Source organism: Sorangium sp. So ce145 (assembly GCF_051525985.1).
Classification (GTDB): domain Bacteria; phylum Myxococcota_A; class Polyangia; order Polyangiales; family Polyangiaceae; genus Sorangium; species Sorangium cellulosum_B.
Genome location: NZ_CP150315.1, coordinates 1,960,044 through 1,982,170 on the forward strand (window position 1 = coordinate 1,960,044; position 22,127 = coordinate 1,982,170).

Here is a 22,127-nt window from a genome sequence, read left to right on the forward strand (position 1 = left end):
CGCACGTCGGCGAGCCAAGGGCCGTCCCCCGGCGGCCACCGCGGACGACCTCCTGACTGCACCGCGTGAAATCACGTGTCGAGATCGTCGACGAGCACAAAGGTCGTCGCTCGGCCCCGCCGGCTGGGGGGAAATCGATGGTTCATGCAACCACGGAATCCTTCGCGTGGACTCCATGCCATGGCATCAGGGCCCCACGCAGGTCGCAGCGTGCGACTTGCGTTCTGCACCCGCTAGAGCGGATATCGGTCGGGCGCGCTCACCCCTTGTTCCGCCCACCCCGCGACCTCCGGTACTCGTCGAGCTCCTCGCGGCCCGCCTTCCCGTTCCGCTCGAGCGTCTTCAGCCAGCCGTCGCGGTATTCCCGCATCGTCTCGGCCACGGTCTCGGCGACGACGAGGTTGCGGTACCACTTCGCGTCGGCCGGCACGATGTACCAGGGCGCGTGCTTGGCCGAGCAGCGCCGGAAGACCTCGTCGTAAGCCTCGGTGTACTCGTCCCAGTGCTCCCGCTCTTTCCAGTCGTTCACGTTGAGCTTCCACGCGGTCGACGGGTTCTCCTCGCGCTCCAGCAGCCGTTTCTCCTGCTCCTTCTTGCTGATGTGCAGGAAGAACTTGATCACGATGGTCCCGTGCTCGGCGAGCAGCTCCTCGAAGTCGTTGATGTGACCGTAGCGCTCCCCCCACAGCGCCTTGGGCGCGAGGTCGTGCACGCGCACGACGAGCACATCCTCGTAATGAGAGCGGTTGAAGATGGCGAACTCCCCCGCGCGCGGCGCCTGCCGGTGGATACGCCACAAGAAGTCGTGCTCCCGCTCCTCCTTCGTGGGCACGCCGAACGAGCTCACCGTGACGCCGCGCGGGTTCAGCGCGCCGACGACGTTCTTGATCGCCCCGTCCTTGCCGGCCGCGTCGCGGCCCTGGAGGACGATGAGGATGCTGTGCGTCCTCGCCCCCCACATCAGCTCCTGCAGCTCGAGCAGCTCTTCGCCGAGCTCCTTGAGCCGCTCCGCTGCCTCCTGCTTCGTCGCGTCCCGAGGCGGATCGGTCGAGACGTCATCGAGGCGAAACTTCGAATCAGGCTTCGTGAGTCGCGTGATGGGCATGCCCGCGAGCCTACACGATCCCGCAGCGTCGCCGCCGCGGGAGTGACGCGCGACGTCACGGCGCCGCGGCGGCGACGAGCCGCTCGATACGGACGAGCGGAGCCCCCGAGGGGAGGCGAACGCGACAATCCCCTTCATGCTTGGCGAGCGAGCCCTCGCGCTCCTTGCCATCCGCGCGGAGCGGTGAAGACCGGAGCAGGCCGCCGGGCCGATGACGGGGTAGCTGGTGACCGGTAACCCGGTCGACCCGAACGCGTGACCCGTTGACGCGTGGACCCGTTGACGCGTGGACCCGTTGCCGATGACGCGACGTGCGGACAGCCACATCGGCGGTGCGCGAGGAAAATCCTGTTGCAGAAATGAAATGAACTACGTACCGTCGAGGTCGGAAGGGCATCGCCATGCGCCTGTCCTCGTCCCTCGGGTGCTTCCGATGGTGCGCCTGGCGACGCTTCTGCCGTGGAGGGGGGCGCGGATGACGCACGCTCTTGGATTCGACCATTCCTTGGCTCGGATACGGCCTGCCGCCCCGATCGCGTGATGCTGGTCTCTGCCCCTGTCTCCCGGCTCCCAGCGGCTCACCGGCGGCGCTCCGGCGTTCACCTCGGCATCGGCGTCAAGCTCGCCGCGGCGACTGTGGTGGTCCTCACCAGCGTCACCGTGCTGGTCGCCAATCAGGTGATCCAGAAGACAAGAGATGATCTCGTGTCGGCGAAGGCGAACGCCGCATCGATGATGGCGGATCTGCTCTCGGGCTCCCTGACCGCGCCGCTCGATTTCGGCGATCGAGACACGGCGCAGGGCGACCTCGACCAGCTCCGGTCGAACCGCGCGCTCATCGCCGCGGTCGCGTGGGGCAGCGACGCCGAGCCCGTCGCCAAGATCGGTCAGCCGGAAGGCGGCCTGTCGGCGTTCACCGCGCGCGGCGCCGAGAACCAGGTGCTGGAGCGCGAGATACGCGTCGCCCGCCCGATCGTGCGCGACGACGGGCGGCGCCTCGGGACGCTCGTCCTCGTCTTCTCCCTCGAGCCCGAGAACGCCGCGTTCGCCGCGGCCCGCCGCAACATCCTCGAGTTCGCGGGCATCGTCGGCGCGATGACGGCCTTCCTGCTCCTCGCGTTCGCAAGGTGGCAGATCGTGCGCCCGCTCTCGCGGCTCGTCGACGCCGCGCGGCGGGTCGGGGAAGGGGACCGCGCCGTCCGCGTGAACGTCCGCACGAACGACGAGCTCGGCCGGCTCGCCGACGTCTTCAACGCGATGAGCTCCGCCATCCTCGAGCGCGAGGGCAGGCTCGAGATGGCCACGGAGAGCCTCCGCGAGCTCTTCGACAACATGCGCGAGGCCATCGTGGCCTTCGGGCCCGACGGCCGGCTGGGCAGCGAGGCCTCGAAAGAAGCCAGGCAGATCTTCGGCGACCGCGCCGCGGAGGGCAACCACGTCGCGGAGCTCCTCTACCGCGGCGGGCCGCTCTGCGTCGAGAGCCAGGCGCTCCGGCAGTGGGTCGACGCGGCGTTCGACGCCGAGGTCGACGCCTTCCCGGAGGTCGCCGAGCTCGCCCCGCGCGAGGTGTGGTTCGAGCGCGCGCCGGGCGACCGGAGGTTCCTGCGGCTGGAGTTCTGCCCCATCGTCTCCGGCCGGAAGATCGCGCGCATCATGCTGCTCGCGACCGACCAGACCGAGCTCAGGCGCCTCACGGAGAGCGTCAAGACGAAGGACGAGGAGCACGCGCGCCAGATCGCCGCCATGCGCCGCCTCATCGCCGGCGGCGGCCAGGTCTTCGTCCGCTTCATCGAGATCTCGCGCGAGCGCGTGGCCCGGTGCAGCGAGATCCTGAGGCCCGGCGGGGAGCTCTGCCCCGCGGACATCGACGAGCTCTTGCAGCAGCTGCACACCATGAAGGGCGAGGCCCGGTCGTTCGACCTGGAGCGCCTCGCGGACGAGATCATGACGCTCGAGGACGAGCTCTCCAGGGTCCAGGCGCGCTCGCGCTCGGAGGACAGGCCCTCGGTCGAGGGGCACTCGGCGTCGTGGCGCTCGCGGCTCACCCGCGTCGCGGACGAGCTCACGCGCGCGCAGGAGACGTTCGTCGACGCCTCGCCCGTGGGCAGCGCGATCCTCGACCAGATCACGGTCCGCCGCACGGACGTCACCCGGCTGGGCGAGCTCGTCGGCCCGCAGGGCGGCGAGGCCGCCGAGATCGTCCGCCGTCTCGCGGCCCGGCCGTTCGGCGAGGTGCTCGCGCCGCTCCTCGAGCGCGTCCCCCGCTGGGCCGAGCGGGAGGGCAAGCGCGCCCGCCTCGAGATCGACGGCCGCGAGGCTTCCATTCCTCCGGATCTCGCCCGCTTGCTGCCGGGCGTGTTCCTCCACCTCGTGCGGAACGCGATCGCCCATGGAATCGAGCCCCCCGACGCGCGCACCCGGATGGGCAAGCCCGAGGTCGGCGTGATCCGCGTGAGCTGCATCGAGGACCGGCCGCTGCCCACCCTCCTCGTCGAGGACGACGGTCAGGGCATCGACTTCGACGCCCTCGCGACGAGCGCCGGCGTCGATCCGAAGGATCTGCGCCGGACGCGCGAGCTCCTGTTCACCCCCGGCGTGAGCACGAAGGGCGACGTGAGCGACCTCGCGGGCCGCGGCATCGGCCTCTCCGCGGTCCGCGCCGATCTCCTCTCGGTCGGCTGGCTCATCGAGGTGGACGCGTCGCGCCGGACCGGCGCGGCGTTCGTGATCCGCCCCCAGGCTGTCCCTCTCAGCAACGGAGAATGACTCGATGTCACACGGCGGACGCATCCTGGTGATCGATGACAGCGAGATCGTGCTGATGCGGATCCGCGTCGAGCTGTCGAGCGCCGGCTACGAGGTGGTCACGACGACGCAGCTCGTGGGCACGGCCCGTCACCTGCGCGGCTGCGATCTCGTCATCGTCGACTTCTTCATGCCGGGCCTCGACGGCGCCGCCGTCCTCCGCTCGCTCAAGGCCGCGGTGCCCGAGGGCGAGAGGCCGCCGCTCTTCTACCTCTACACCACGGACGCCGAGGCCGGATCGCGGTACGCGGAGCTCGGCTTCGACGGCGTCTTCAGCAGGAAAGGCGATCTTCTCGCCCTCACGCCGCAGGTGCAAGCGGCGCTCCGCATCCGCAAGCTCGCCGGGCTGTCGCGCGGCAAGGAACGCAAGACATGACACCTCGCCGGCGCGCCCTCGTGCTCGGCCTCTTCGTCGCGGCCGCCCTCGCCCCATTCCATGTCATGGCGGAGCCGGCGACGGCGCCCTTCGCCGTGCAAGCGGAGATCGTCACGCGCATCCTGCCGTACGACAGGGGCTTTCCAGAGCGGGTGAAGGGACAGGTCTCCTTCCTTTTGCTCTCTCGGGCCGGCGACGCGGACTCGGCGAGCGCCGCGCTCCAGATGAGGAGGGCGCTGAACGACATCGGCAAGGTGCGTGACAAGCCGATCCGCGTGGAGAGCGCCGAGTACTCGAGCGCGTCCGAGCTCGCCGCGACGTGCCGCGCGCGCGACATCAACGTCGTGTACATCTCCTCGGGGCTCGGCAGGGAGGTCGCCTCGATACGCGGCGCGCTCACGGACACGGGCATCCTGAGCTTCGCGGCCGTGGAGCCCTATGTCTCGCAGGGGGCCGTGCTCGGCGTCGACGTCGCGGACGGCAAGCCGCGCATGAGCATCAACCTCGCGCAGGCCCGGGCCCAGCACATCGACTTCCCCGCTCCCATCCTCAAACTGGCAAGGATTTACTGAGTGAGCTCGACCCGTCTCGCACTGATCTGCGCCGCGTCGCTCGCGTGGTCGACCGCCTCCCCGCGCGAGGCGCGGGCCGAGGACGTTGGCTCGCTCCTCGAGATCCTCGAAGAGAGCGTCGTGTCCGGCGCCTCGCGCTCCGCGGAGCGCGAGAGCGACGCGCCCGCCATGTCGTCGGTGATCACGGGCGCGCAGCTCAAGCTCTTCGGCATACGGCGCCTCGCCGACGCGCTCACCTTCCTCGCGAGCGGCGTCTTCGCGCACGACCGCATGTCGGTCCCGGAGGTCGGCGCGCGCGGGGTCGCCCTGACCCGGGACTCGAACAGCCACGTGCTGATCGTGCTCGACGGCATGGTCGTGAACGAGCAGGGCGGCGGCGCCGTCTTCCTGCACGATATCCCGATCGAGATCGTCGACCATATCGAGGTGGTCCTGGGCCCTGGCTCCGTGCTCTACGGCGCGCAGGCCATGCTCGGGGTCATCAACGTCGTCACGAAGAAGGCCGCCGATCACCAGGGCATCCGCGCCTCCCTGACGCTCGGGGCGTCGCCGCCGCTCGACGAATCGGGCGGCATCAGGGCGCCTTCCGTCGAGGGCGTCGGGGGTGAGGGCACGGCGACGCTCGGCTTCGGGCGCCGCTTCACGCTGCTCGGGCAGCCCGCGGGCGTTGTGGCGGCTGTCGACGTGCACCGCTTCGAGGGGCCCGAGGTGAGCTTCCCGAAGCAGCGGCTCCCGGTCCTGGCGGACGGCGTGTCCGTCATGGATCTCGGCTCGCACGCCGAGCCCGGCTTCTGGGGCGGCACGGTGGAAGAGCAGTGGTTTCGCCGCAAGGCAGGCGCCTTCGTGCGCCTCGACGTCGGCGACCTGAGCGCCGTCGCGCAGGCGACGCGCTCGTCGTGGGCCGCGCCCTTCATGGATCTCCACGAGAACCGCGTCGGGGCCTTTGACGACGCCCGCAACGACAACACGCAGTCGCTCGTCCTGGCCAGCGTGCGTTATCGCGCCCGCCTGAGCGAGCGGATCGAGGGCGTGGCGCGCGGGTACTTCGGGTACAGCCGGATCGAGCGCTCGCGCTACGTCGTGGGCCACGATCCGCTCGTGCCGCACGTCCCGCTCGACGTGCTCGATCCGGAGCAGTGCCCGCGCGGCCCGTCCGGTCCCTGCCGGAAGGAAGCGCTGTTCCTCTCCCGCTGGGTCGGGCTGGAGCTCCAGGCGCGGTACGACTGGGCAGGCGACGGCGCCTTCACGACCATGGCGGGCCTCGATGGGCGCCTCCGCACGTCGGCTTACGAGTTCGTCGCGTTCGACGAGCTCACGGGGAAGAGCTATGGCTCCGACCCGGCGCGCACGCGCTGGCACGGCGGCGGACACCGTCTCGAGGACGAGGCCGCGCTCGGGGCCTATGTGCAGCAGACGCTCCGCCTGTTCCGGCCCCTCTCGCTCAACGCCGGGATCCGGGTCGACCTCGACTCGCGTATCCCGCTCGAGTACGTGGCGAACGCGATCTCGCCGCGCGCCGCGCTGATCCTCACGCCGGACGAGCGCGTGTCGCTCAAGCTCATCTATTCGAGCGCGTTCCGCGCCCCCAGCTTCGTCGAGCTCTACACCGTGAGCGGCAGGCTCCTGCCGAACCCGGACGGCCTCAAGCCGGAGAAGGTCTCCTCGCTGGAGGCGGTCTCGTCGTTCCGGAGCGGCGCGTACTCCTTCACGGCCGGCGGCTTCTACTCGGACTGGCGGGACGTCATCGAGCTCCAGCTCCTGAGGGCGAAGGCGCCCAGCGTCTCGAGGTACAACAACGTGCCAGGCATCGAGAACTACGGCGCGAACCTCGGCTTCGAGACGAGCTTCCTCGAGCGGAAGCTGCGCGTCGGCGTGAACTCCACGTTCGCCGCGACGCGACGCCGCATGTCCGCCGAGCAGATCACCCGGAACGCGCGGTTCGGCACCGGCGACGACGTCCCCATCACGGTCGCGCCGCAGGTGTACGGCAACGCCCGCGTATCGTACGAGGTCGGCGCTGGCGCCGTGTCCCTGGCGGCCGCCTACATGGGCCGGCGGATCGCCGACCAGGCGTACTATGGCGGTGATCCGTCGAACATCGCCCCTCGCCCCGAGGTGCCGCCGCAGGTCGAGCTCCGCGCGGCGGTGACGGGCGCGATACCCGGGGTGAAGGGCGCCGGGTACACGCTCGGCGGGCAGTACGCGTTCTCCGCCCATGAGCCCTACGTCGTCGGGCCCAACCAGGGGCAGCCGCGCTACCTCGTCGAGAGCGGCCCCACCGCGGATTTTGCCTTGAAGAACCGCCTCACGCTCTTCGCCGGGATCGAGCTTCACCTCGACGACGACGCCGCCGCGGGCAGCCCGGCCGCGGCGGCCAGGCCCTCCTCCATCGCGACCGTCGGGCGCGCGAGCCACGGAGCTTCACCGTGAAGAGCACACGTTTTCCCGCGCTCCTCCTCCGTTTGTCGGCCGCGACAGGCCTCCTTTCGGGGGGCTGCGTCGAGGTCGGCCACCCCATCGAGGTCGGCTGCTTCGTCGAGGACGACAACCCGAACTGCTTCGACACGGGCGTCTCCGCCAGCTCTTCTCGGGCGAGCGGGACCACCGGGGCTGGCGGAGGCGGCGCGAGCGCCGATGCCGGAGGCGGCGCGGGAGCGAGCGCCGATGGCGGAGGCGGCGCGGGAGCGAGCGCCGATGGCGGGGGCGGCGCGGGCGGTGACGGCGGCTCCGCGGGCTCGGGCGGCTCGGGCGGCGCGGGCGGCGCGGGCGGCGTAGCGCTGTGATTGCGGTCGCTCTCTCGCTCCATGACGCTCGATTGCGTCAGCCTGTCCGCCAGATGAGGGGCCGAATGGTCCACCGTGGAGTCATCTCCGACGGCACCCTACTTGTGACTGGCATGCTCTCCTGCTGGAACTGCCACGGTCGGCATCGTCATGAACGAGGACGGAAAAGGCATTGACAGTCGATTTCGTTTCACTTAGTCGTAATAATGAAGCCGAGCTGGAGCGCCGATCAGGCTGGAACCAGAGAAGTGGACCGCCAAGGCGCCAGAAGACGCCAAGATTCTATGTTTTTCTTGGCGTCTCCTGGCGCCTTGGCGGTTCAATTTCTCGCCGTTCTGCATGCGGCTTCAACCCGTTGGTCGCTCAAGACCGTTGTAGCGCCATCATGGAGGGGGATCGTGCGCTATCGAGATCTGTCTGAAGGCATTCAGGACGACCGGACGCCTCTGACGAAGTGCGACCTCTTGCCCTGACCGGGCAGAAAGCGCTCGATGGAAGTTCCTGTGATGCCCGCGATGAATGAGACCGAGGCCAGCCGGACGCAGGGCGCGACGACCTCGCGAGCCCAGCGGATACTCGATGCTTTGCCGGCGATCGTGTGTGTCCTGGACCTCGCGGGACCGCGGCTCACCGGGCACAACGCCGCGCTCGTCCGGGCGCTCGGCTGCACGGGAGAAGAGCTCCTCTCGCGGGGCGTCGAGGCGCTCTCGGCGCGCATTCACCCCGACGATCTCGCCGGCCTCGCCGCGCGCGCGGCCGAGCTCGCCGCGGCGCGCGACGGCGGGGTCGTCGAAGGCGAGCTGCGGGCGCGGACCATCGAGGGAGGGCAAGAGGAGCGACTCTTCGCCGTGCGCGCGGAGGTCTTCACGCGAGGGGACGACGGCGCCGCGCGCGAGGTCGTCGTCTTCGCCGAGGACGTGACAGCGCGGAAGCGCCGCGAGCAGGGCGGTCCCAGGAGAGACGCGCTGTTCGCGGCGCTCTGCGACCGCGCCCCTGTCTTCATGTACGCGAAGGACCGTGACGGCGCCTTCCTCCTGGCGAGCCGCTCGATGGAGGATCTCGTCGGGGCGACCCCGGGCAGCATGCTCGGAAAGACCGATGGCGACTTCTGTCCGCCGGAGGTTGCTTCTATTTACAAAGATGTCGATGACCTGGTGCGCAGGAATGGCGCTCCGTTCGAGGCCGAGGAGATCGTCCCGCAGGCCCAGGGCGATCGGACCCTGTACACGATCAAGTTCCCCCTCCGCGGCGAGGGCGTCCCGGAGGGCGCGGTCGCCGGGTTCTCTGTCGACATCACGCGGGTCAAGGCGGCGGAGCGCGAGCGGGAGGCGGCGCGGGACGAGCTGCTCGCGGCGCAGCAGGACACGATACGGGAGCTGGTGACGCCGCTGTTGCCGATCGCCGAAGGGGTGCTCGTGATGCCGCTCATCGGGTTCTTCGACGGCGCGCGGGCGAGCCGGATCATCGAGACGCTGCTGGAGGGGGTGGAGAGGCACTCGGCCCGCATCGCGATCATCGATATCACCGGGGTCAAGGCGGTGGACGTCCAGGTGGCGGAGATGCTCGTGCATGCCGCGCGCGCGGTGGGGCTGCTCGGCGCGCAGGTGGTGCTCACCGGCATCCAGCCGGCGATCGCGCAGACGCTCATCGAGCTCGACGTCGACCTGCGGGGCCTGGTCACGGCGGGGACGTTGCGGAGCGGCATCGCGTATGCGGTTCCGGTCGGGCAAGCTCGCGGGGGGCAGGAGGCGCGCCACGCGCGCCGCGAATGAGGGCGGGGCGCGCTGAGCGCGCGCCATCGCAGGGGGTCCCGGATGTCGGCGCGCGCACAGCCGTGCTGAGCCGTCAGGGGACGGTGAAACGGGTCGAGCAATATCGAGAAGAGGAGGGGATTCATGGACCATCGCGCCGTTTTGGGGGGCATCCTTCTGGCGACCAGCGTGCTTGCCTGCAGCTCGAGCGAGAGCGCGGCGGAAGCGCCGCTGACCATCGCTTACATCACCCACAGCAAGTGCAATCGGTTCCACGATCTGGGTCGCGCGGGCGCCGCACAGGCGCAGAGCGAGCTGTCGACGACGAGCGCGCGGCCGGTCAACGTGATGATCCTGGACCCTGAATGTCCGGAGCTCACGGACGACGGCAAGCCGCTGGACCCCGACGACGCCTGTTACCTCGCCCGGCCGCAGATGGACGTGCTGCAAGAGGTCATCGACATGAAGGTGGATGCGATCTCCGTCGATGTCTTCAGCGGGGAATGCGAGAACGGCCTCATCAACAAGGCGGTGGACGCCGGCATCAAGGTCGTCACGTACGGCGGCGACGCTCCGGACAGCAAGCGCCACACCTACTACGGCATGGACAACAAGGCCGCCGCCGCGTTCCTCATGGATGCGCTCGCGACCATCAACGGGAAGACCGGCAAGATCGCCTATCAGACGATGATGGATGAGGACGGTGACGGAGGTTACACCCCCACCCCCGCGGGGACCTTCATCGACCGGCTCGCCGGCTTCTCCGAGGCGCTGAAGAAGTACCCGGACATGAAGAACGTCGTGAACCTCCCTTGCGTGTGCTGCGACTACGCGGACCCTTTCTGCGCGAGTACCGCGAATGCCGCCCTGGATGGAGACCCGGAGATCACGGGCTTCTTCTTCTCCTACAGCAAGCTCCTCGGCGAGCCCGACCTCGAGGCGAACGCGCCGCTGCTCACCGCGAGAGCGAAGGAGAAGACCATTCACTCGGTGGCGTTCGACACGCTGCCGGAGTACATGGATCGCATGCGCGCGGGGTACGTGGACGTGCTCCTCGGCCAGAAGCTGTTCGGCTGGGGCTACGATACCGTCATGCTCGCGTACGATCTGGCCACCACCGACCGGCAAGTGAGCGCCTTCACCGACGCTGGCTGGTACGTCGTCTGTCCGAACAACCTGGAGGAGTTCGAGCGCAACACCCAGGCGATGGACTACCGGACGCCCCTGTCGAAGTGCAGCTTGCTCCCCTGAGCCCGGTGTTGTTCAGCACGGCAGGCTGCAATGCGTGACGCGCGCCACGATCGTCGCTTGCGCGGGGTAAGCTAGCCCGCTGCGCCGCGCCGGCCGGCCGCGACAGGCAGGCGGCGCCGCGTCTTCGGTTTCGCCGCGCGCGCGCCGTGGCTATCATGGGTCGAGCTCTGGTCCGCGCGTCCGCCGTCGGGCCTGGAAGGAGCCACCATGAGGAGAGGCCTGCCGCGATGAACGAGACCAGGGCCAAGGAGCAGCAGGACGCGCTCAGCGCGCGAACCCAGAGGATGCTCGACGCGGCGCCGGCGATCCTGTGTGTCGTGGGCCTCGACGAGCGGCGGCTCATCGCGCACAACGCTGCCCTTGCCCGCTCGCTCGGCTGTACGGACGAAGAGCTCTCGACACGCGGCGTCGAGGCGCTCCTGGATCGGATCCACCCGGACGACATGGCCGGCCTCGCCGCGAGCGCGGAGCGGCTGAAGAGGGCGCGGGACGGCGAGGTGATCGAGGGCGAGCTCCGGGCGCGAGGCCGCGAGGGAGACGAGCGCATCTTCGCGGTGCGCGCGGAGGTCTTCGCGCGCAGCGAGGATGGCGGTGCGCGCGAGATCTTCCTGTCGGCCGAGGACGTGACAGAGCGAAAGCGCCGCGAGCAGCGCCTCCACAGGAGCGAGGCGCTGCTCGCGACGTTCTGTGATCACGCGCCGATCCTCATGTATGCAAAGGACGGGGAAGGCGCCTTTCTCCTGGTGAGCCGCTCGGTGGAGACGCTCGTCGGGGCGACCCCGGGCAGCATGCTTGGAAAGACCGACAGCGACTTCTTTCCAGCGGAAGTTGCGTCTATTTACAAAGACGTCGACGACCTGGTGCGCAGGAACGGCGCCCCGCTCGAGGCCGAGGATCCCGTCCCTGACGCCCGAGGCGAGAAGACGTTCTATTCGATCAAGTTCCCTGTCTGGGGTGAGGGCATCCCGGAGGGCGCGGTCGCCGGTATCTCTGTCGACATCACGCGGGTCAAGGCGGCGGAGCGCGAGCGGGAGGCGGCGCGGGACGAGCTGATCGCGGCGCAGCAGGACACGATACGTGAGCTGGTGACGCCGCTGTTGCCGATCGCCGAGGGGGTGCTCGTGATGCCGCTCATCGGCTTCTTCGACGGCGCGCGGGCGAGCCGGATCATCGAGACGCTGCTGGAGGGGGTGGAGAGGCACTCGGCCCGCATCGCGATCATCGATATCACCGGGGTCAAGGCGGTGGACGTCCAGGTGGCCGAGATGCTCGTGCACGCCGCGCGCGCGGTCGGGCTGCTCGGCGCGCAGGTGGTGCTCACCGGCATCCAGCCGGCGATCGCGCAGACGCTCATCGAACTCGACGTCGACCTGCGGGGCCTGGTCACGGCGGGGACGCTGCGGAGCGGCATCGCGTACGCGCTGAAGCGAACGTGACAGCTCGGCGCCCCGCGCCACCAGGCGCTTCGCCCCGCAGCGCGGGCGCCTGCCGACCAGCGGGTCGCTCGAGCGGGCCGCGCCGGTCGGCGCGTCATTGCAGCGTGCAGATGAGCCGCTGGCCGCGCACGGCGTAGGCACCGTCGCGCTGCTCGATCCAGGCGACGAGCAGCTTCACGCCGAGCTGCGCGACGGTCGAGCCGAGGATCTGCGCGCTGCTGCCGTCCGGAAGGGCGAAGACAGGCTGGTTGGGGAGAACGTTCTCCCCTGTTCGCGTGAACCAGCCCAGGCTCACGCTCTTTCCAGGGGGCGGCACCAGCGTCAGATACACGTTTTCGCCGTCGCTCGCGACGGGGCCCGGGGGGTTGTACTGGTTCACGTTCTGGAGCTTGAAGACAGGGACAAAGCCGGGCGGGGGAACCTGTCCGAGCGACAGGAAGTCCCTTACGACGCCTACCTCCGCCGAGAGGGCGAGCCTCGGCGGAGGGACGAGGTGCACGATCAACAGCGTGACGCCATCGCCCTCGGGCAGCGGGAACGCCCCGAAGAATGACTCCACCTCGTCGGGAGACGGGCTGAACTGGATCTGGTGCGCCACGCCGAGATCGGCGCGAGAGGCGCCCGTTCTGAAGAACGCTTCGCCGGTCGCCTTGTCATCCAACAGGAGGAGGTGCTGGCCGTTCGTGACGGTGTAGTAGTGAACGTTGAGCGAGGCATCGGTACGTGGGCCCTGGGCCACCAGGGTCGGCGCAGGCTCGGCCGAGCCACCCACGACGAGCGCTCGCGTCGAGCCGCCCGGCGCCGCGCAGGTCGCCGCGTAAAGGGTGTTATCGCCCGCCTGGACGAACGCCATGGACGCTGCCACATTGGGGCTCGAACACTCCGGTGCGAGCGCGGGAAACCGCTGGAACGTCCCCTCGGACGAGACGCCGTCGGCGGTCGTGGGGAAGACGAGCTGCCCGATCTCGTACCCCACCCTGCCCTGGAGGATGACTTGCCCTCCCGATTCGCGGCCGGTGACGAACGCCGCGCCGTCGGTGAAGGGGAACTCCGCCTTCGACCCGGCTGGCTCCCCGAGCTCGTGCACCGTCCCGATCACGAGGCGGCTGGCCGTCTTGTCGATGATCGAGACAAATACGCGATCGGGTCCGCTTGCCAGCACGAGCGAGGAGGTGTCGATCTCATGGCCGCGGAGGTCGTCGTACGTGAGGATGTCGAACGGCTCGAGGTCGAGCGCGCACTTCGCCTCGGCCGGCCTGCAGACGCCGTCCTGGCAGACGCCGCTCGGGCACTCGAAAGAAGCGCCGCACGCCTGGCCGCCGTCGCCTCCTTGGTTCAGCTCCGCGTCGGCGCGCACGCCCGCGATGATCTGGCAGCCGGCGGCGAGCAATGCTCCGCCGACGATGACGAGCCTCCATGGTCGCATCTCTCGCATCTCAAAAGCTACCTCGCAACGACAGCCCCGCTGCTCCCGCCCGGGCCGGAGGCACAAGGCGCACCTCCAGCGCCGTCGCCGGCGCGGCGTCGCTCGATGGCGCGGTCAGGAACACGACCAGGCCTGTGATGAGGGCCGCGCCTCCCGCCGCGAACGCCACATTGGAGATGTTGGCCGTCGTGTTGGCGTCCTGATGGAGCTTGACCCCCTCGGCGTCACAACGGGGAGGGTCGTCGTCGGTACACCCGTGCTGGTTGCGCGCCTCGCCCATCTTCGAGAGCGTCTCGACACCGAACACAGCGCCTACCGCGATCCCCGCCAAGCTCACCCCGCCCAGCACGAGCCCAACGGTCCGCTGCGCGCTCCACGAGCTCGCCGCGGGCGCGGCGCTCGTGACCGCAGGCGCGGGCGCTCCCGGCCCTTCCGCGGGCGCGTCCTCGAGCAGAGGGACGCGCACCGTCCTCTGCCCTGGCTTCGGCTCGACGACCACCTTCGTGCTCCATGCCTTTTTGCCAGGCGCCGCCGCCGCGATGGCATGCTCGCCCGGATTGACCGGGATCGCCGAGCCGAACATCGCCGCATCGAGCGGCTTCGCGTTGCGCCGCACCTCGAGCCCCTCGACCCGGGCCTCCGGCGCCACCTCGATGACGAGCCTCGAGAGCTGCGGCTCGAGGAGGCCCGCCCGCCGCCCCGCTTCCTTCGAGCGCCGCCCATCGCCCGCTTTGCGCGCCATCGCTTCGGCGTCGTTGAAGGTCACCCAGGCGCTCGCCGTCTCGCCATTGAGCTCATAGCAATCCGCCAGGGCGAGCAGCGTCCCGGCCATTGGGTCGAGCTTCTGGCTGGCGACGAGCTTCGAGCATCCCAGAGCGTAGCTGCCCTGCTTGACGAGCTCGCGCCCCTCGCGGAAGAGCACATCGGCGGCCGCCCGGTCCTCGGCGGTCGGGTCCGCGAGCGCGCGCGGCGCGAGCGATAACGATAGAATCAGCGCGCTTGCCGCGATGATGCTGCGCTTCACACGCATCGGTCCTGGGCCACGCACCGATCCCATTATATCGGCACGCCTCGCCGTTGTCCCAGGGTTAGCGACGCTCGTCGTACGAGAACGCCGGCTCAGGCTTCGGGGCAAGAAGGTCCTTGGCCGGGGGCTTCGCCCGCGGGGAGGGCTTCGTCGCCTTCCGCGTGGCCGTCGCCGCCGGCGAAGACGAGGTGGGCTCCGCCTGCGCTGTCGCGCTCGCGGCGGGAGAGGCGGGCGCGGAGGGGGGAGCCTGGGGGTCAACGGGCGCGGAGGGGGCGGCGCTCGGCGCGCCGGAAGAGGCAGCGGGCCGGTCTGTTGGCGCCGGGGATCGCGCCCGCTCCTGCCCCCCCCCATCCTGCCCCCCCCAGGCGATCACCGCCACCGCAGCGCCCGCGAAGAACGCCCCGCCGAGGAGCAGGGGAGCCCGATAGCGCGGCTTCGACATCAGCACAACGAAGGGCGATAAGGCTCTGTGGGGCCAGGACGCGGCGGGCGCTGCTTCCGCCATGGCATCCGGCGGGCGCGGCGCGATCGACCTTGCTGCGCCGTCGCTGGCCGGCGGCGAGGAGGCTTCCACGCGGCGCGGCTCCGGCGTGTCTTTGCCTCCCGGCGAAGACGACCGCGACATGGAGAGCACCCGCGAGACCCGCTCCGGATAGCTCGGCGCTCGCGCGGGCGCGTGAGGCGCGAGGGCGCCGGCGAACGCTGCGACGTCGCTCCAGCGCTGCTCGCGATCGTGCATCAAACAACGCTGGATCACCGCGTCGATCTCCGGCGGCACGTCGCTCCGGCGCTCGTGGAGCGGCGTGGGCTTGGCCGCGAGCATGCGCCAATAGAACTCCGCCATGGTCTCCGCGTGAAATGGCGTCTGCCCGGCGATGAGCTCGTACAAGAGGACGCCGAGCGCCCAGACGTCGCTGCGCGCGTCGACATCCTTCGGCGAGCTCATCTGCTCGGGCGACATGTAGTAGGGGGTGCCGAGCTGCTGGTCGTCGTCTGTGAGGGCGAGATCCGCGCCGCTGATCTTCGAGATCCCGAAGTCGAGGACCTTGATGCACGGCGCGCCGCTGACGTCCTGCGTGACGAAGAGGTTCGCCGGTTTGAGGTCGCGGTGCACGATCCCGGCGGCGTGCGCCTCGCCGACGGCTTCACACGTCTGAAGAACGTACTCCACGGCGTCGTCGAGCGAGAGACACCCACTCTCCTTGAGCAGCGCGGCGAGATCACGCCCTTCGAGGAATTCCATGACGATGTACGGCGCGCCGCTCTCGAGGGTGCCGACGTCGAACACGCGGGCGACGTGCTGGCTGCGCAGCCGCACCGCCGCGCGCGCCTCGCGCAAGAAGCGCGCGCGCGCGTCGGCCGTGACATGCTGGGCCGAGCGCATGAACTTGATGGCGACGCGCTGGCCGAGCTCGACGTGGACCGCCGCGACGACGACCCCCACCGCCCCCGCGCCGAGCAGACGCTCCACGCGGTACTTGCCCGCCACGACGTCGCCGGGCCGGACCGGGGCTTCGATCATGGCTTGCCATGAGGTCTCAGCCGCTTCGGGAGGTCAAGCGTCGCTTGATGGGCTCGCGCGGGCCGGCGAGATCACGAGAGCGTCGTAGTGAACCCACCCGCTCAGGCCGAACACGATGAGGGCAAGCGCGCTCATCGTGCCGCGTCCTGAAACGCCCACGTCGCGCGCGGGAGGCCCGTCATGGCCGCCTGGGCAGCCGTTGATTGGACATCTTCATGCTACCCCGCGCGCGTAGCGACCCGGAGGCTGGCCCACGTGCCGGCTGAACGCGGTGCTGAAGGTGCTCGCCGAGCCGTAGCCGACGCGCTCCGCGACCTCGGCGATCCCGAGATCGTGGCGGCGGAGCAGATCCCTCGCGACGGCCATGCGCCAGGCGAGCAGGTATTCCATGGGCGGCAGGCCCACGGTGCGGGTGAAGCGCTCGAAGAACGCCGAGCGTGAGAGGGCCGCGGTCCTGGCGAGCTGGGCGACCGTCCACGAGCGCGCGAGCTGGGCGTGCATGTGCCGTATCGCCGGCGCGAGCCGCGGATCGGCCAGCCCGCGCAGGAGCCCCGGAGGCGCGTCTTCCGCCGAGCTCGACCGCAGCGCCTCGATGAGCAGCACCTCCACGAGCCGCGTGAGCACGAGGTCGCGCCCCGATCGCTGCTCGTTGGATTCGTCGCCCACGAGCCGCACAAGCACCGAGAGGCGCTCGACGCCGCGCACGTGCAACACCGCTGGCAGCAGCGACACGAACAGCGCCGCGTCAGGCGAGTCGAAGAGGAAGTAGCCGCCGAGCAGCCGCACGTCCGGGCGCCCACCGCGCGTGCCGTGGCGGACCTCGCCCGTCGGCGCGGGCGTCACCTTCGGGTCGATGCGCTCTGGCCTCACCGGCTCGAAGCCCGACAGGGTGAACCCCGGCGTCGCCGGCAGGAGCACGAAGTCGCCCGCCTCGAGCGTCAGGGCGCGCTCGCCGTCGACGGCGAGACGACAGCTGCCCTCCAGCACCGCGCAGAAGCTCGGCTGGCCGAAGTCCGCGTAGCGGACCCCCCAGCGACCGGCGCCGCTGATGCGCTTCGAGAACACGGCGCGCGGCTGGAGCAGCGCGATGACCTCCGAGAGCGGGTCGTTCATGTCCGGACTCTAGCAAATGAAACGTGGACTACCAATGATAGATAGTCCAGCGCGCCGTCGCTATCTTCCCCTCATGAACACTGTGCTCATCACGGGTTGCTCCTCTGGATATGGACTCGAGACCGCGCGCCACTTCCACGCGCAGGGCTGGAACGTCGTCGCCACCATGCGGACGCCGCGCGAGGACGTGCTGCCTCGGTCGGACCGGATGCGGGTGATCGCGCTCGACGTGACGAAGCCCGAGAGCATCGCGGCCGCGCTCGAGGCGAGCGGGCCCATCGACGTTCTCGTGAACAACGCCGGCATCGGGCTCATGGGCGCCTTCGAGCCCACGCCGATGACCACGGTGCGCGAGGTGTTCGAGACCAACACGTTTGGCGTGATGGCGATGACGCAGGCCGTGCTGCCCCAGCTCCGCGCGCGGCGATCGGGCGTGGTGGTGAACGTGACGTCGAGCGCGACGCTCGCGCCGATGCCGCTGGTCGCGGTGTACACCGCGAGCAAGATGGCCATCGAAGGGTTCACCGCGTCGCTCGCGTTCGAGCTCGAGGCCTTCGGCGTGCGCGTGAAGCTCGTCGAGCCGGGCTACGGCCCGACGACGCGCTTCACGAGCAACGGAGGACCCCGCATGGAAGGCCTGATCCCCGACGCCTACGCGCCTCTCGCGCAGCGCATCTTCGCCTCCTTCGGGCAGCCGGCGCTGGTGACGAGCGAGTCCGACGTGGCCGAAGGGGTGTGGCGCGCGGCGAACGACGCGTCAGGGCAGCTCCGCTTCCCGGCCGGTCCCGACGCGGTGGCGCTGGCTGGGGCCAGATGAGCGACAACGCGGTGTCGGGGTCGCGATCGACGGGAACGATGGAGATTCATTCCTCCGGGAACTCGCCGCAGCGGCCGCTCCCGCGGCAGACGCCGCTCGCGCAGCTCTCGTGTCGATGACACCGCCGGCCGGGCGCCAGCTTGCAAGCGCCCGCGCCATCGCAGACCTTGTCGTCCAGCGCGCAGCCCGGCTCGTCCTCGACTCCGGGGCCGAGGGGCGAGCACGTGCCGACCGACCGCTCGACGTTGCAGGCCATGCAGGTCTCGTGGCAAGCGGTGTCGCAGCAGACGCCGTCGACGCATTTCCCGCTCGCGCAATCCCTCGGCCCGCCGCACGCCCGGCCGTTCGCGCCCCTGCACGCGCCCGCTGCGTCGCAGACGCGGCCCTGGCCGCACGGCGAGCCTGCGGCCACGACGTGCGTGGCGACCCCTCGCCGACACCCGTCGCTCGTGCATGGGTCGCCGTCGTCTTCGGCGTCAGCGTCGTCCGGCGCAGGATACGGCTGCCCCGCAGCGCAGGTGAGGATCTGGCAGTCGCCCGCGATCTGCCCGGACGGCAGGGCCGGCACGCCGTCGAGCGGGACGTTGACGCACGCGCCTGCGGTGCACGCGTCCGCGGTGCATGGATTGTCATCGTCGCAGTCGGTCGCCTGCGTCTCGGCCGCGCACGCAGGGGCCTCTCCGTCCCAGCCACCGCCGGGGTCACCGGCCCCGACCCCTTGATCCCCGTCGCCGTCGGCGCCGGCGCCGCCGGAGCCCTGGAAGCTGCGGGCCTTGGGCGAACAGCCCGCCAGCGCGACGACGAGGCACAGCGGCACCGATGTCGCCTGCACGCGGCTCGCGCGGCGGAGCGGACGTGCTGAGATGTGAAATGTCCACATGCGCCGAACTCTACTGTCGGTCCAGCTCACCCGCTAATCAGACTTCTTCTTTGGAGCGGCCATGGACGAACGGCGCGCTCGGTTTGCTGGCGGCGGAGCTCGCAGGTGGGCCCGCGCTCCGTTCGAGGCGCGTCGCCGCCGTCCGGCTCACCACCCCACCGCATCTGCCCGCCGTACATCCGTGCTCCGCGCGCGGCGCACGCAACACCGCTTCTCCTGATCTTCTCTCTGACGTGCAAGAACGGAGAACTTGAGTCCGTCCCTCAGGCGAGGCGCGGCGCCTCGCCGATCTGGCCGCCGCGCCGCGCCGCGAGCGCCGCGAGGAACGCGATCCACGCCCCGGGGCCATCGAGCGTCAGGTCGGGCTCGACCGCGGTGTCCGGCCGCTCGGACGAGGCGATGTAGACGCCCACGCCGCCGATCGCCCGGGCATGGGCGATCGCCGGCTCGTCGGTCGTGTCGTCGCCCGCATAGACCACCAGCGTCCCCGGCGGCAGCCGCGCCAGCAGGAACGCGAGGGCGCGGCCCTTGTCGTGCGCGGCGTCCCGGGCCTCGTGGATGCTGCGCCCCCGCATGACCACGAACCCGCGCCGCGCCGCCGCGTCCGCCCACGCCCCGAGCGCGTCGAGCGCCGCCGGCCGGGCCTCCGCCGGGACGAGCCGCCAGTGGAGCGCGAGCGAGCAGCGCTTGCGCTCGATCCAGAGCGCAGGGACCCGCCGCACCGCCTTTTCCGCCTCGCGTTCCAGGGCGTCGAGCGCCTCGGTCGGCGCCTCCGCCCGGTACACGAGCTCCCCGCCCGGCGCCGCGATCTCCGCCCCGTGCTCGCCGACGCGCCACACCGCGCCGAGCGCCGCGGTGCGCGCCGCGACGTCCTGGATCGTCCTCCCCGTGACGATCGCCACGGTCGTGCCCGGCGCCCGCGAGAGCGCCTCCAGCGCCCCGAGGGCGCGCGGCGCCGCCACCGCCCCGCCCGCGACCGAGGTGATCTCGGCGATTGTCCCATCGAAGTCCGTCGCGAGCAGCAATGACGGTGCGGCTGCCGCGCGCTCGACCAATTCAAGAACGTCCATGCTGCACCAGATGTACCACTGGGCAGGCCAGGAGCACGATGGCAAAGCCGGCGCGACCGGGAGCGACCCTGTGACCGGCTTTGCTGCTCGACGACGGACAGGTCGCCGCCGCGCGCCACGCGCGGAGATGCGCGTCAGAACCGGATGATCACCTCGTGCACGCGGCGCCCCTCGGTCTTGCCCTCGGTGGCCTCCGCGGGCGCGGCGTCACCCGCGGGCGACCCCTCCGCGGCGGCCGCCGGCTCGTCCGGCTTGCACTCGTACTTCACGCGCCACTCGGTCTTCTGGACCGTGTGTGTGCTCTCCTGCTTCCGCTTCTTCGGCCCGAAGAAATCCTTCTCGCGGCGCTCGCTGGATTCCGACACGGACTCTTCCCCGACCACGGTCTCGCCCTCTTCGACGATCTCGTAGCTCTCGGGTCCGCCGCAGGTCGTGGCCATCGTCTGGCTCGCCTTCTGCATGGCCACCTCGCGATCGCCCAGGATCGCGAGCTCGCCGCCGACCTTCGTCCGCTTCACGACGCGGACCTCGCCATACGGCTGCCACGAGCAAGCGGCCGTGGAACAGAGCGCACACGCGGCGATCAATGCATGAATCGCAGAGAATTTCATGCCTTGCACCAGTACCACCCTCGAAATGACGAGGGCAACAACAAAGCGCGGGCGGTCCCGCGCAAAACCTGCTACCGGCGGCGCGCGCGCGCGCCTGGTTTGTTTATTGGCCGCTGGATCGCCGTCGCGCCGTCGCGCCGTCGTAGCGGTCCAACGTCGCGGGGTCGCTCGAGCGCGCGCCTGCTCGCGCCGGGGCACCGGATCACCACCCGCTGCTGCCACGGCAGCAGCGCGGGAGCCCCCGGCCCCGCGTTCCGGCCCGCTCCGGCGCGGCATGGGGGTTGCTGACCGCGGGTGTTCGCCGGCGCGGATCAACAGGCTTGATCCGCGCCGTGCGCCGAGGTCCAACTGCGCTCCTTCATCGACAAGAACCGCTTCCTGCTGGTGTTCGCGGCGCTGTCCTCGGTCATGGGCCTCAGCGTCGGCGTGGCCAAGGTGAGCACGACGCTGTATGCGCTGGAGCTCGGGGCGAACGAGGCGCTGCTCGGGCTGATCTCCGGATCGCAGAGCGTCGGGGTGCTCCTGATGAGCATCCCCATCGGGCTCCTCGTGGATCACCTCGGGCCCTCGCGGCTGTTCGTGCTGGGGAGCCTCGTGGCCGGGTCGCTCTACATGGCCTTGCCGGCGGTCCCGTCTCCGGTGTTCCTGCTGGCCTTCACGACGGCGATCAGCTTCTTCATGCCGATGCGCTTCGTCTCGCTGAGCACCGTGTTCATGCAGCAGCTCGAGACGGTGGGCGAGGGCAAGGCCGGCTGGTACCGCGGCACGCATATGGTCGGCATGTTCCTGCTCGGCCCCATGCTCGCGGCCAGCCTCACGAAGGCGCTCGGCTTCTCGGGCACGTACCGGCTCATCGGGCTCTCGTTCCTGATCACCGTGCTCATGTCGCCGATCGTCTTCGGCCCTTACACGGCGCGGCCCGCGCACCCTCGCTCGCTCCGCCTCTCCGGCGTCCGCTCCGACCTCGCCCTGCTCGCGCAGGACGTCGAGCTGCGCAGCGTGTGCCTGATCGAGTTTGCGGCCCAGTCGATCAACTCGTTCTTCATGTTCTTCATCATCCCCATCGGCGTCACCGTCGCCCACCTGACGGCGGCCGAGGCGTCGGGGCTCCTGGCCTGGCAGGGCGTGACCTTCATCTTCGCGCTGTTCGCGCTGGGGGGCCTCGTGGGCCGGGTGGGGCACGAGCGCGTCTACCTCGCGAGTCTGGTCCTCGTCCCGAGCGCGCTCCTCTTGCTCGGCCTCTCGCGCGATCTCACGCCGCTGCGGGCCGGCGGCCTGCTGCTCGGCCTCGGGCTCGGCATCCTCCAGATCGCGAACCTCACCCGCATCGCCCGCATCGGCGCGCGGGCGGGGCGGGGCAAGGTGGCCGGCTTGCAGGCGCTCGTGGGGCCGTCCGGTGGCCTGTTCGGCAGCGCCGTGGGCGGCCTCCTGGGCCGGAGCCTGGGGCTCCAGACGATGTTCCTGCTCCTGTCCGTGTTCTTCGGCCTGCTCCTCGCCGCGGCGCGCAGGACGTCCAGCGCGGCGGCGGCGGCGAGCCCCGCGCCCGCCGAGCCCGCCGCCGCCGAGTAACGGCCGAAAAGAG

At 70.4% G+C, this 22,127-nt stretch carries 18 protein-coding genes; 10 read left to right on the forward strand and 8 right to left on the reverse strand.

Annotated elements, in window-relative coordinates; translation table 11 throughout:
- Window positions 1-259: 259 nt before the first annotated feature.
- Window positions 260-1,105, reverse strand: coding sequence for a PPK2 family polyphosphate kinase (locus WMF34_RS07410; RefSeq protein ID WP_012234030.1), 846 nt, complete (start codon window positions 1,103-1,105; stop codon window positions 260-262).
- Between the two features lie 540 nt (window positions 1,106-1,645).
- On the opposite strand from WMF34_RS07410, the gene WMF34_RS07415 reads away from it, so the two are divergent.
- The 8 genes from WMF34_RS07415 (at window position 1,646) to WMF34_RS07450 (ending at window position 12,079) form a co-directional block, all read left to right on the forward strand.
- On the forward strand, window positions 1,646-3,871 hold the full coding sequence (locus WMF34_RS07415) for a HAMP domain-containing protein (protein ID WP_437992847.1): 2,226 nt from the start codon (window positions 1,646-1,648) through the stop codon (window positions 3,869-3,871).
- Between the two features lie 4 nt (window positions 3,872-3,875).
- Window positions 3,876-4,286 carry a response regulator gene (locus WMF34_RS07420; RefSeq protein ID WP_012234032.1) on the forward strand — a complete coding sequence of 137 codons (411 nt, stop codon included), beginning with the start codon at window positions 3,876-3,878 and terminating at the stop codon, window positions 4,284-4,286.
- Window positions 4,283-4,858, forward strand: a complete 576-nt coding sequence (locus tag WMF34_RS07425; protein WP_012234033.1) for a YfiR family protein — start codon at window positions 4,283-4,285, stop codon at window positions 4,856-4,858. The genes WMF34_RS07420 and WMF34_RS07425 overlap by 4 nt, the downstream gene beginning before the upstream one ends.
- Window positions 4,859-7,288: a TonB-dependent receptor plug domain-containing protein gene (locus WMF34_RS07430; RefSeq protein ID WP_437992848.1), complete on the forward strand. Its 2,430-nt coding sequence runs from the start codon at window positions 4,859-4,861 to the stop codon at window positions 7,286-7,288.
- Window positions 7,285-7,641: a hypothetical protein gene (locus WMF34_RS07435; RefSeq protein ID WP_437992849.1), complete on the forward strand. Its 357-nt coding sequence runs from the start codon at window positions 7,285-7,287 to the stop codon at window positions 7,639-7,641. Before WMF34_RS07430 ends, WMF34_RS07435 begins: the two co-directional genes overlap by 4 nt.
- Window positions 7,642-8,147: 506 nt before the next feature.
- Window positions 8,148-9,413 carry a PAS domain-containing protein gene (locus WMF34_RS07440; protein ID WP_437992850.1) on the forward strand — a complete coding sequence of 422 codons (1,266 nt, stop codon included), beginning with the start codon at window positions 8,148-8,150 and terminating at the stop codon, window positions 9,411-9,413.
- Between the two features lie 123 nt (window positions 9,414-9,536).
- Window positions 9,537-10,643 carry a substrate-binding domain-containing protein gene (locus WMF34_RS07445; protein ID WP_012234037.1) on the forward strand — a complete coding sequence of 369 codons (1,107 nt, stop codon included), beginning with the start codon at window positions 9,537-9,539 and terminating at the stop codon, window positions 10,641-10,643.
- Between the two features lie 227 nt (window positions 10,644-10,870).
- A complete protein-coding gene (locus WMF34_RS07450) occupies window positions 10,871-12,079 on the forward strand; it encodes a PAS domain-containing protein (protein WP_437992851.1) in 1,209 nt (402 codons plus the stop codon).
- 94 nt (window positions 12,080-12,173) lie between these two features.
- On the opposite strand, the gene WMF34_RS07455 is transcribed toward WMF34_RS07450, so the two are convergent.
- The 4 genes from WMF34_RS07455 to WMF34_RS07470 all read right to left on the reverse strand — a co-directional run bounded on the left by WMF34_RS07455 (window position 12,174) and on the right by WMF34_RS07470 (window position 17,167).
- Window positions 12,174-13,505: a hypothetical protein gene (locus WMF34_RS07455; protein WP_437992852.1), complete on the reverse strand. Its 1,332-nt coding sequence runs from the start codon at window positions 13,503-13,505 to the stop codon at window positions 12,174-12,176.
- A 10-nt stretch (window positions 13,506-13,515) separates the two neighbouring features.
- The gene (locus WMF34_RS07460; RefSeq protein ID WP_437992853.1) at window positions 13,516-14,535 is read right to left on the reverse strand and encodes a hypothetical protein; all 1,020 of its coding nucleotides are present in this window, start codon (window positions 14,533-14,535) and stop codon (window positions 13,516-13,518) included.
- Between the two features lie 58 nt (window positions 14,536-14,593).
- Window positions 14,594-16,054 (reverse strand): serine/threonine-protein kinase, encoded by a 1,461-nt coding sequence (locus WMF34_RS07465; protein ID WP_437992854.1) that lies wholly within the window; start codon window positions 16,052-16,054, stop codon window positions 14,594-14,596.
- A gap of 213 nt (window positions 16,055-16,267) precedes the next feature.
- Window positions 16,268-17,167 carry an AraC family transcriptional regulator gene (locus WMF34_RS07470; protein ID WP_012234045.1) on the reverse strand — a complete coding sequence of 300 codons (900 nt, stop codon included), beginning with the start codon at window positions 17,165-17,167 and terminating at the stop codon, window positions 16,268-16,270.
- 73 nt (window positions 17,168-17,240) lie between these two features.
- On the opposite strand from WMF34_RS07470, the gene WMF34_RS07475 reads away from it, so the two are divergent.
- Window positions 17,241-17,984 (forward strand): SDR family oxidoreductase, encoded by a 744-nt coding sequence (locus tag WMF34_RS07475; protein WP_437992855.1) that lies wholly within the window; start codon window positions 17,241-17,243, stop codon window positions 17,982-17,984.
- 46 nt (window positions 17,985-18,030) lie between these two features.
- On the opposite strand, the gene WMF34_RS07480 is transcribed toward WMF34_RS07475, so the two are convergent.
- The 3 genes from WMF34_RS07480 to WMF34_RS07490 form a co-directional block, all read right to left on the reverse strand.
- Entirely contained in the window at window positions 18,031-18,801 is a 771-nt protein-coding gene (locus WMF34_RS07480) for a hypothetical protein (protein WP_437992856.1), read from the reverse strand.
- A gap of 326 nt (window positions 18,802-19,127) precedes the next feature.
- Window positions 19,128-19,934, reverse strand: a complete 807-nt coding sequence (gene otsB / locus WMF34_RS07485; protein WP_437992857.1) for a trehalose-phosphatase — start codon at window positions 19,932-19,934, stop codon at window positions 19,128-19,130.
- A gap of 134 nt (window positions 19,935-20,068) precedes the next feature.
- Window positions 20,069-20,545: a hypothetical protein gene (locus WMF34_RS07490; RefSeq protein ID WP_157906509.1), complete on the reverse strand. Its 477-nt coding sequence runs from the start codon at window positions 20,543-20,545 to the stop codon at window positions 20,069-20,071.
- Between the two features lie 384 nt (window positions 20,546-20,929).
- Between WMF34_RS07490 and WMF34_RS07495 the strand changes: the two genes are divergently transcribed.
- A complete protein-coding gene (locus WMF34_RS07495; RefSeq protein ID WP_012234050.1) occupies window positions 20,930-22,114 on the forward strand; it encodes an MFS transporter in 1,185 nt (394 codons plus the stop codon).
- Window positions 22,115-22,127 lie beyond the last annotated feature (13 nt).

Excerpts from the sequence above, each read along its gene's own strand:
- WMF34_RS07410 (WP_012234030.1), bottom strand. The coding sequence starts at position 1,105 with ATGCCCATCACGCGACTCACGAAGCCTGATTCGAAGTTTCGCCTCGAT.
- WMF34_RS07415 (WP_437992847.1), top strand. The coding sequence starts at position 1,646 with ATGCTGGTCTCTGCCCCTGTCTCCCGGCTCCCAGCGGCTCACCGGCGG.
- WMF34_RS07420 (WP_012234032.1), top strand. The coding sequence starts at position 3,876 with ATGTCACACGGCGGACGCATCCTGGTGATCGATGACAGCGAGATCGTG.
- WMF34_RS07425 (WP_012234033.1), top strand. The coding sequence starts at position 4,283 with ATGACACCTCGCCGGCGCGCCCTCGTGCTCGGCCTCTTCGTCGCGGCC.
- WMF34_RS07440 (WP_437992850.1), top strand. The coding sequence starts at position 8,148 with ATGCCCGCGATGAATGAGACCGAGGCCAGCCGGACGCAGGGCGCGACG.
- WMF34_RS07445 (WP_012234037.1), top strand. The coding sequence starts at position 9,537 with ATGGACCATCGCGCCGTTTTGGGGGGCATCCTTCTGGCGACCAGCGTG.
- WMF34_RS07450 (WP_437992851.1), top strand. The coding sequence starts at position 10,871 with ATGAACGAGACCAGGGCCAAGGAGCAGCAGGACGCGCTCAGCGCGCGA.
- WMF34_RS07455 (WP_437992852.1), bottom strand. The coding sequence starts at position 13,505 with ATGCGACCATGGAGGCTCGTCATCGTCGGCGGAGCATTGCTCGCCGCC.
- WMF34_RS07460 (WP_437992853.1), bottom strand. The coding sequence starts at position 14,535 with ATGCGTGTGAAGCGCAGCATCATCGCGGCAAGCGCGCTGATTCTATCG.
- WMF34_RS07465 (WP_437992854.1), bottom strand. The coding sequence starts at position 16,054 with ATGATCGAAGCCCCGGTCCGGCCCGGCGACGTCGTGGCGGGCAAGTAC.
- WMF34_RS07470 (WP_012234045.1), bottom strand. The coding sequence starts at position 17,167 with ATGAACGACCCGCTCTCGGAGGTCATCGCGCTGCTCCAGCCGCGCGCC.
- WMF34_RS07475 (WP_437992855.1), top strand. The coding sequence starts at position 17,241 with ATGAACACTGTGCTCATCACGGGTTGCTCCTCTGGATATGGACTCGAG.
- otsB (WP_437992857.1), bottom strand. The coding sequence starts at position 19,934 with ATGGACGTTCTTGAATTGGTCGAGCGCGCGGCAGCCGCACCGTCATTG.
- WMF34_RS07490 (WP_157906509.1), bottom strand. The coding sequence starts at position 20,545 with ATGAAATTCTCTGCGATTCATGCATTGATCGCCGCGTGTGCGCTCTGT.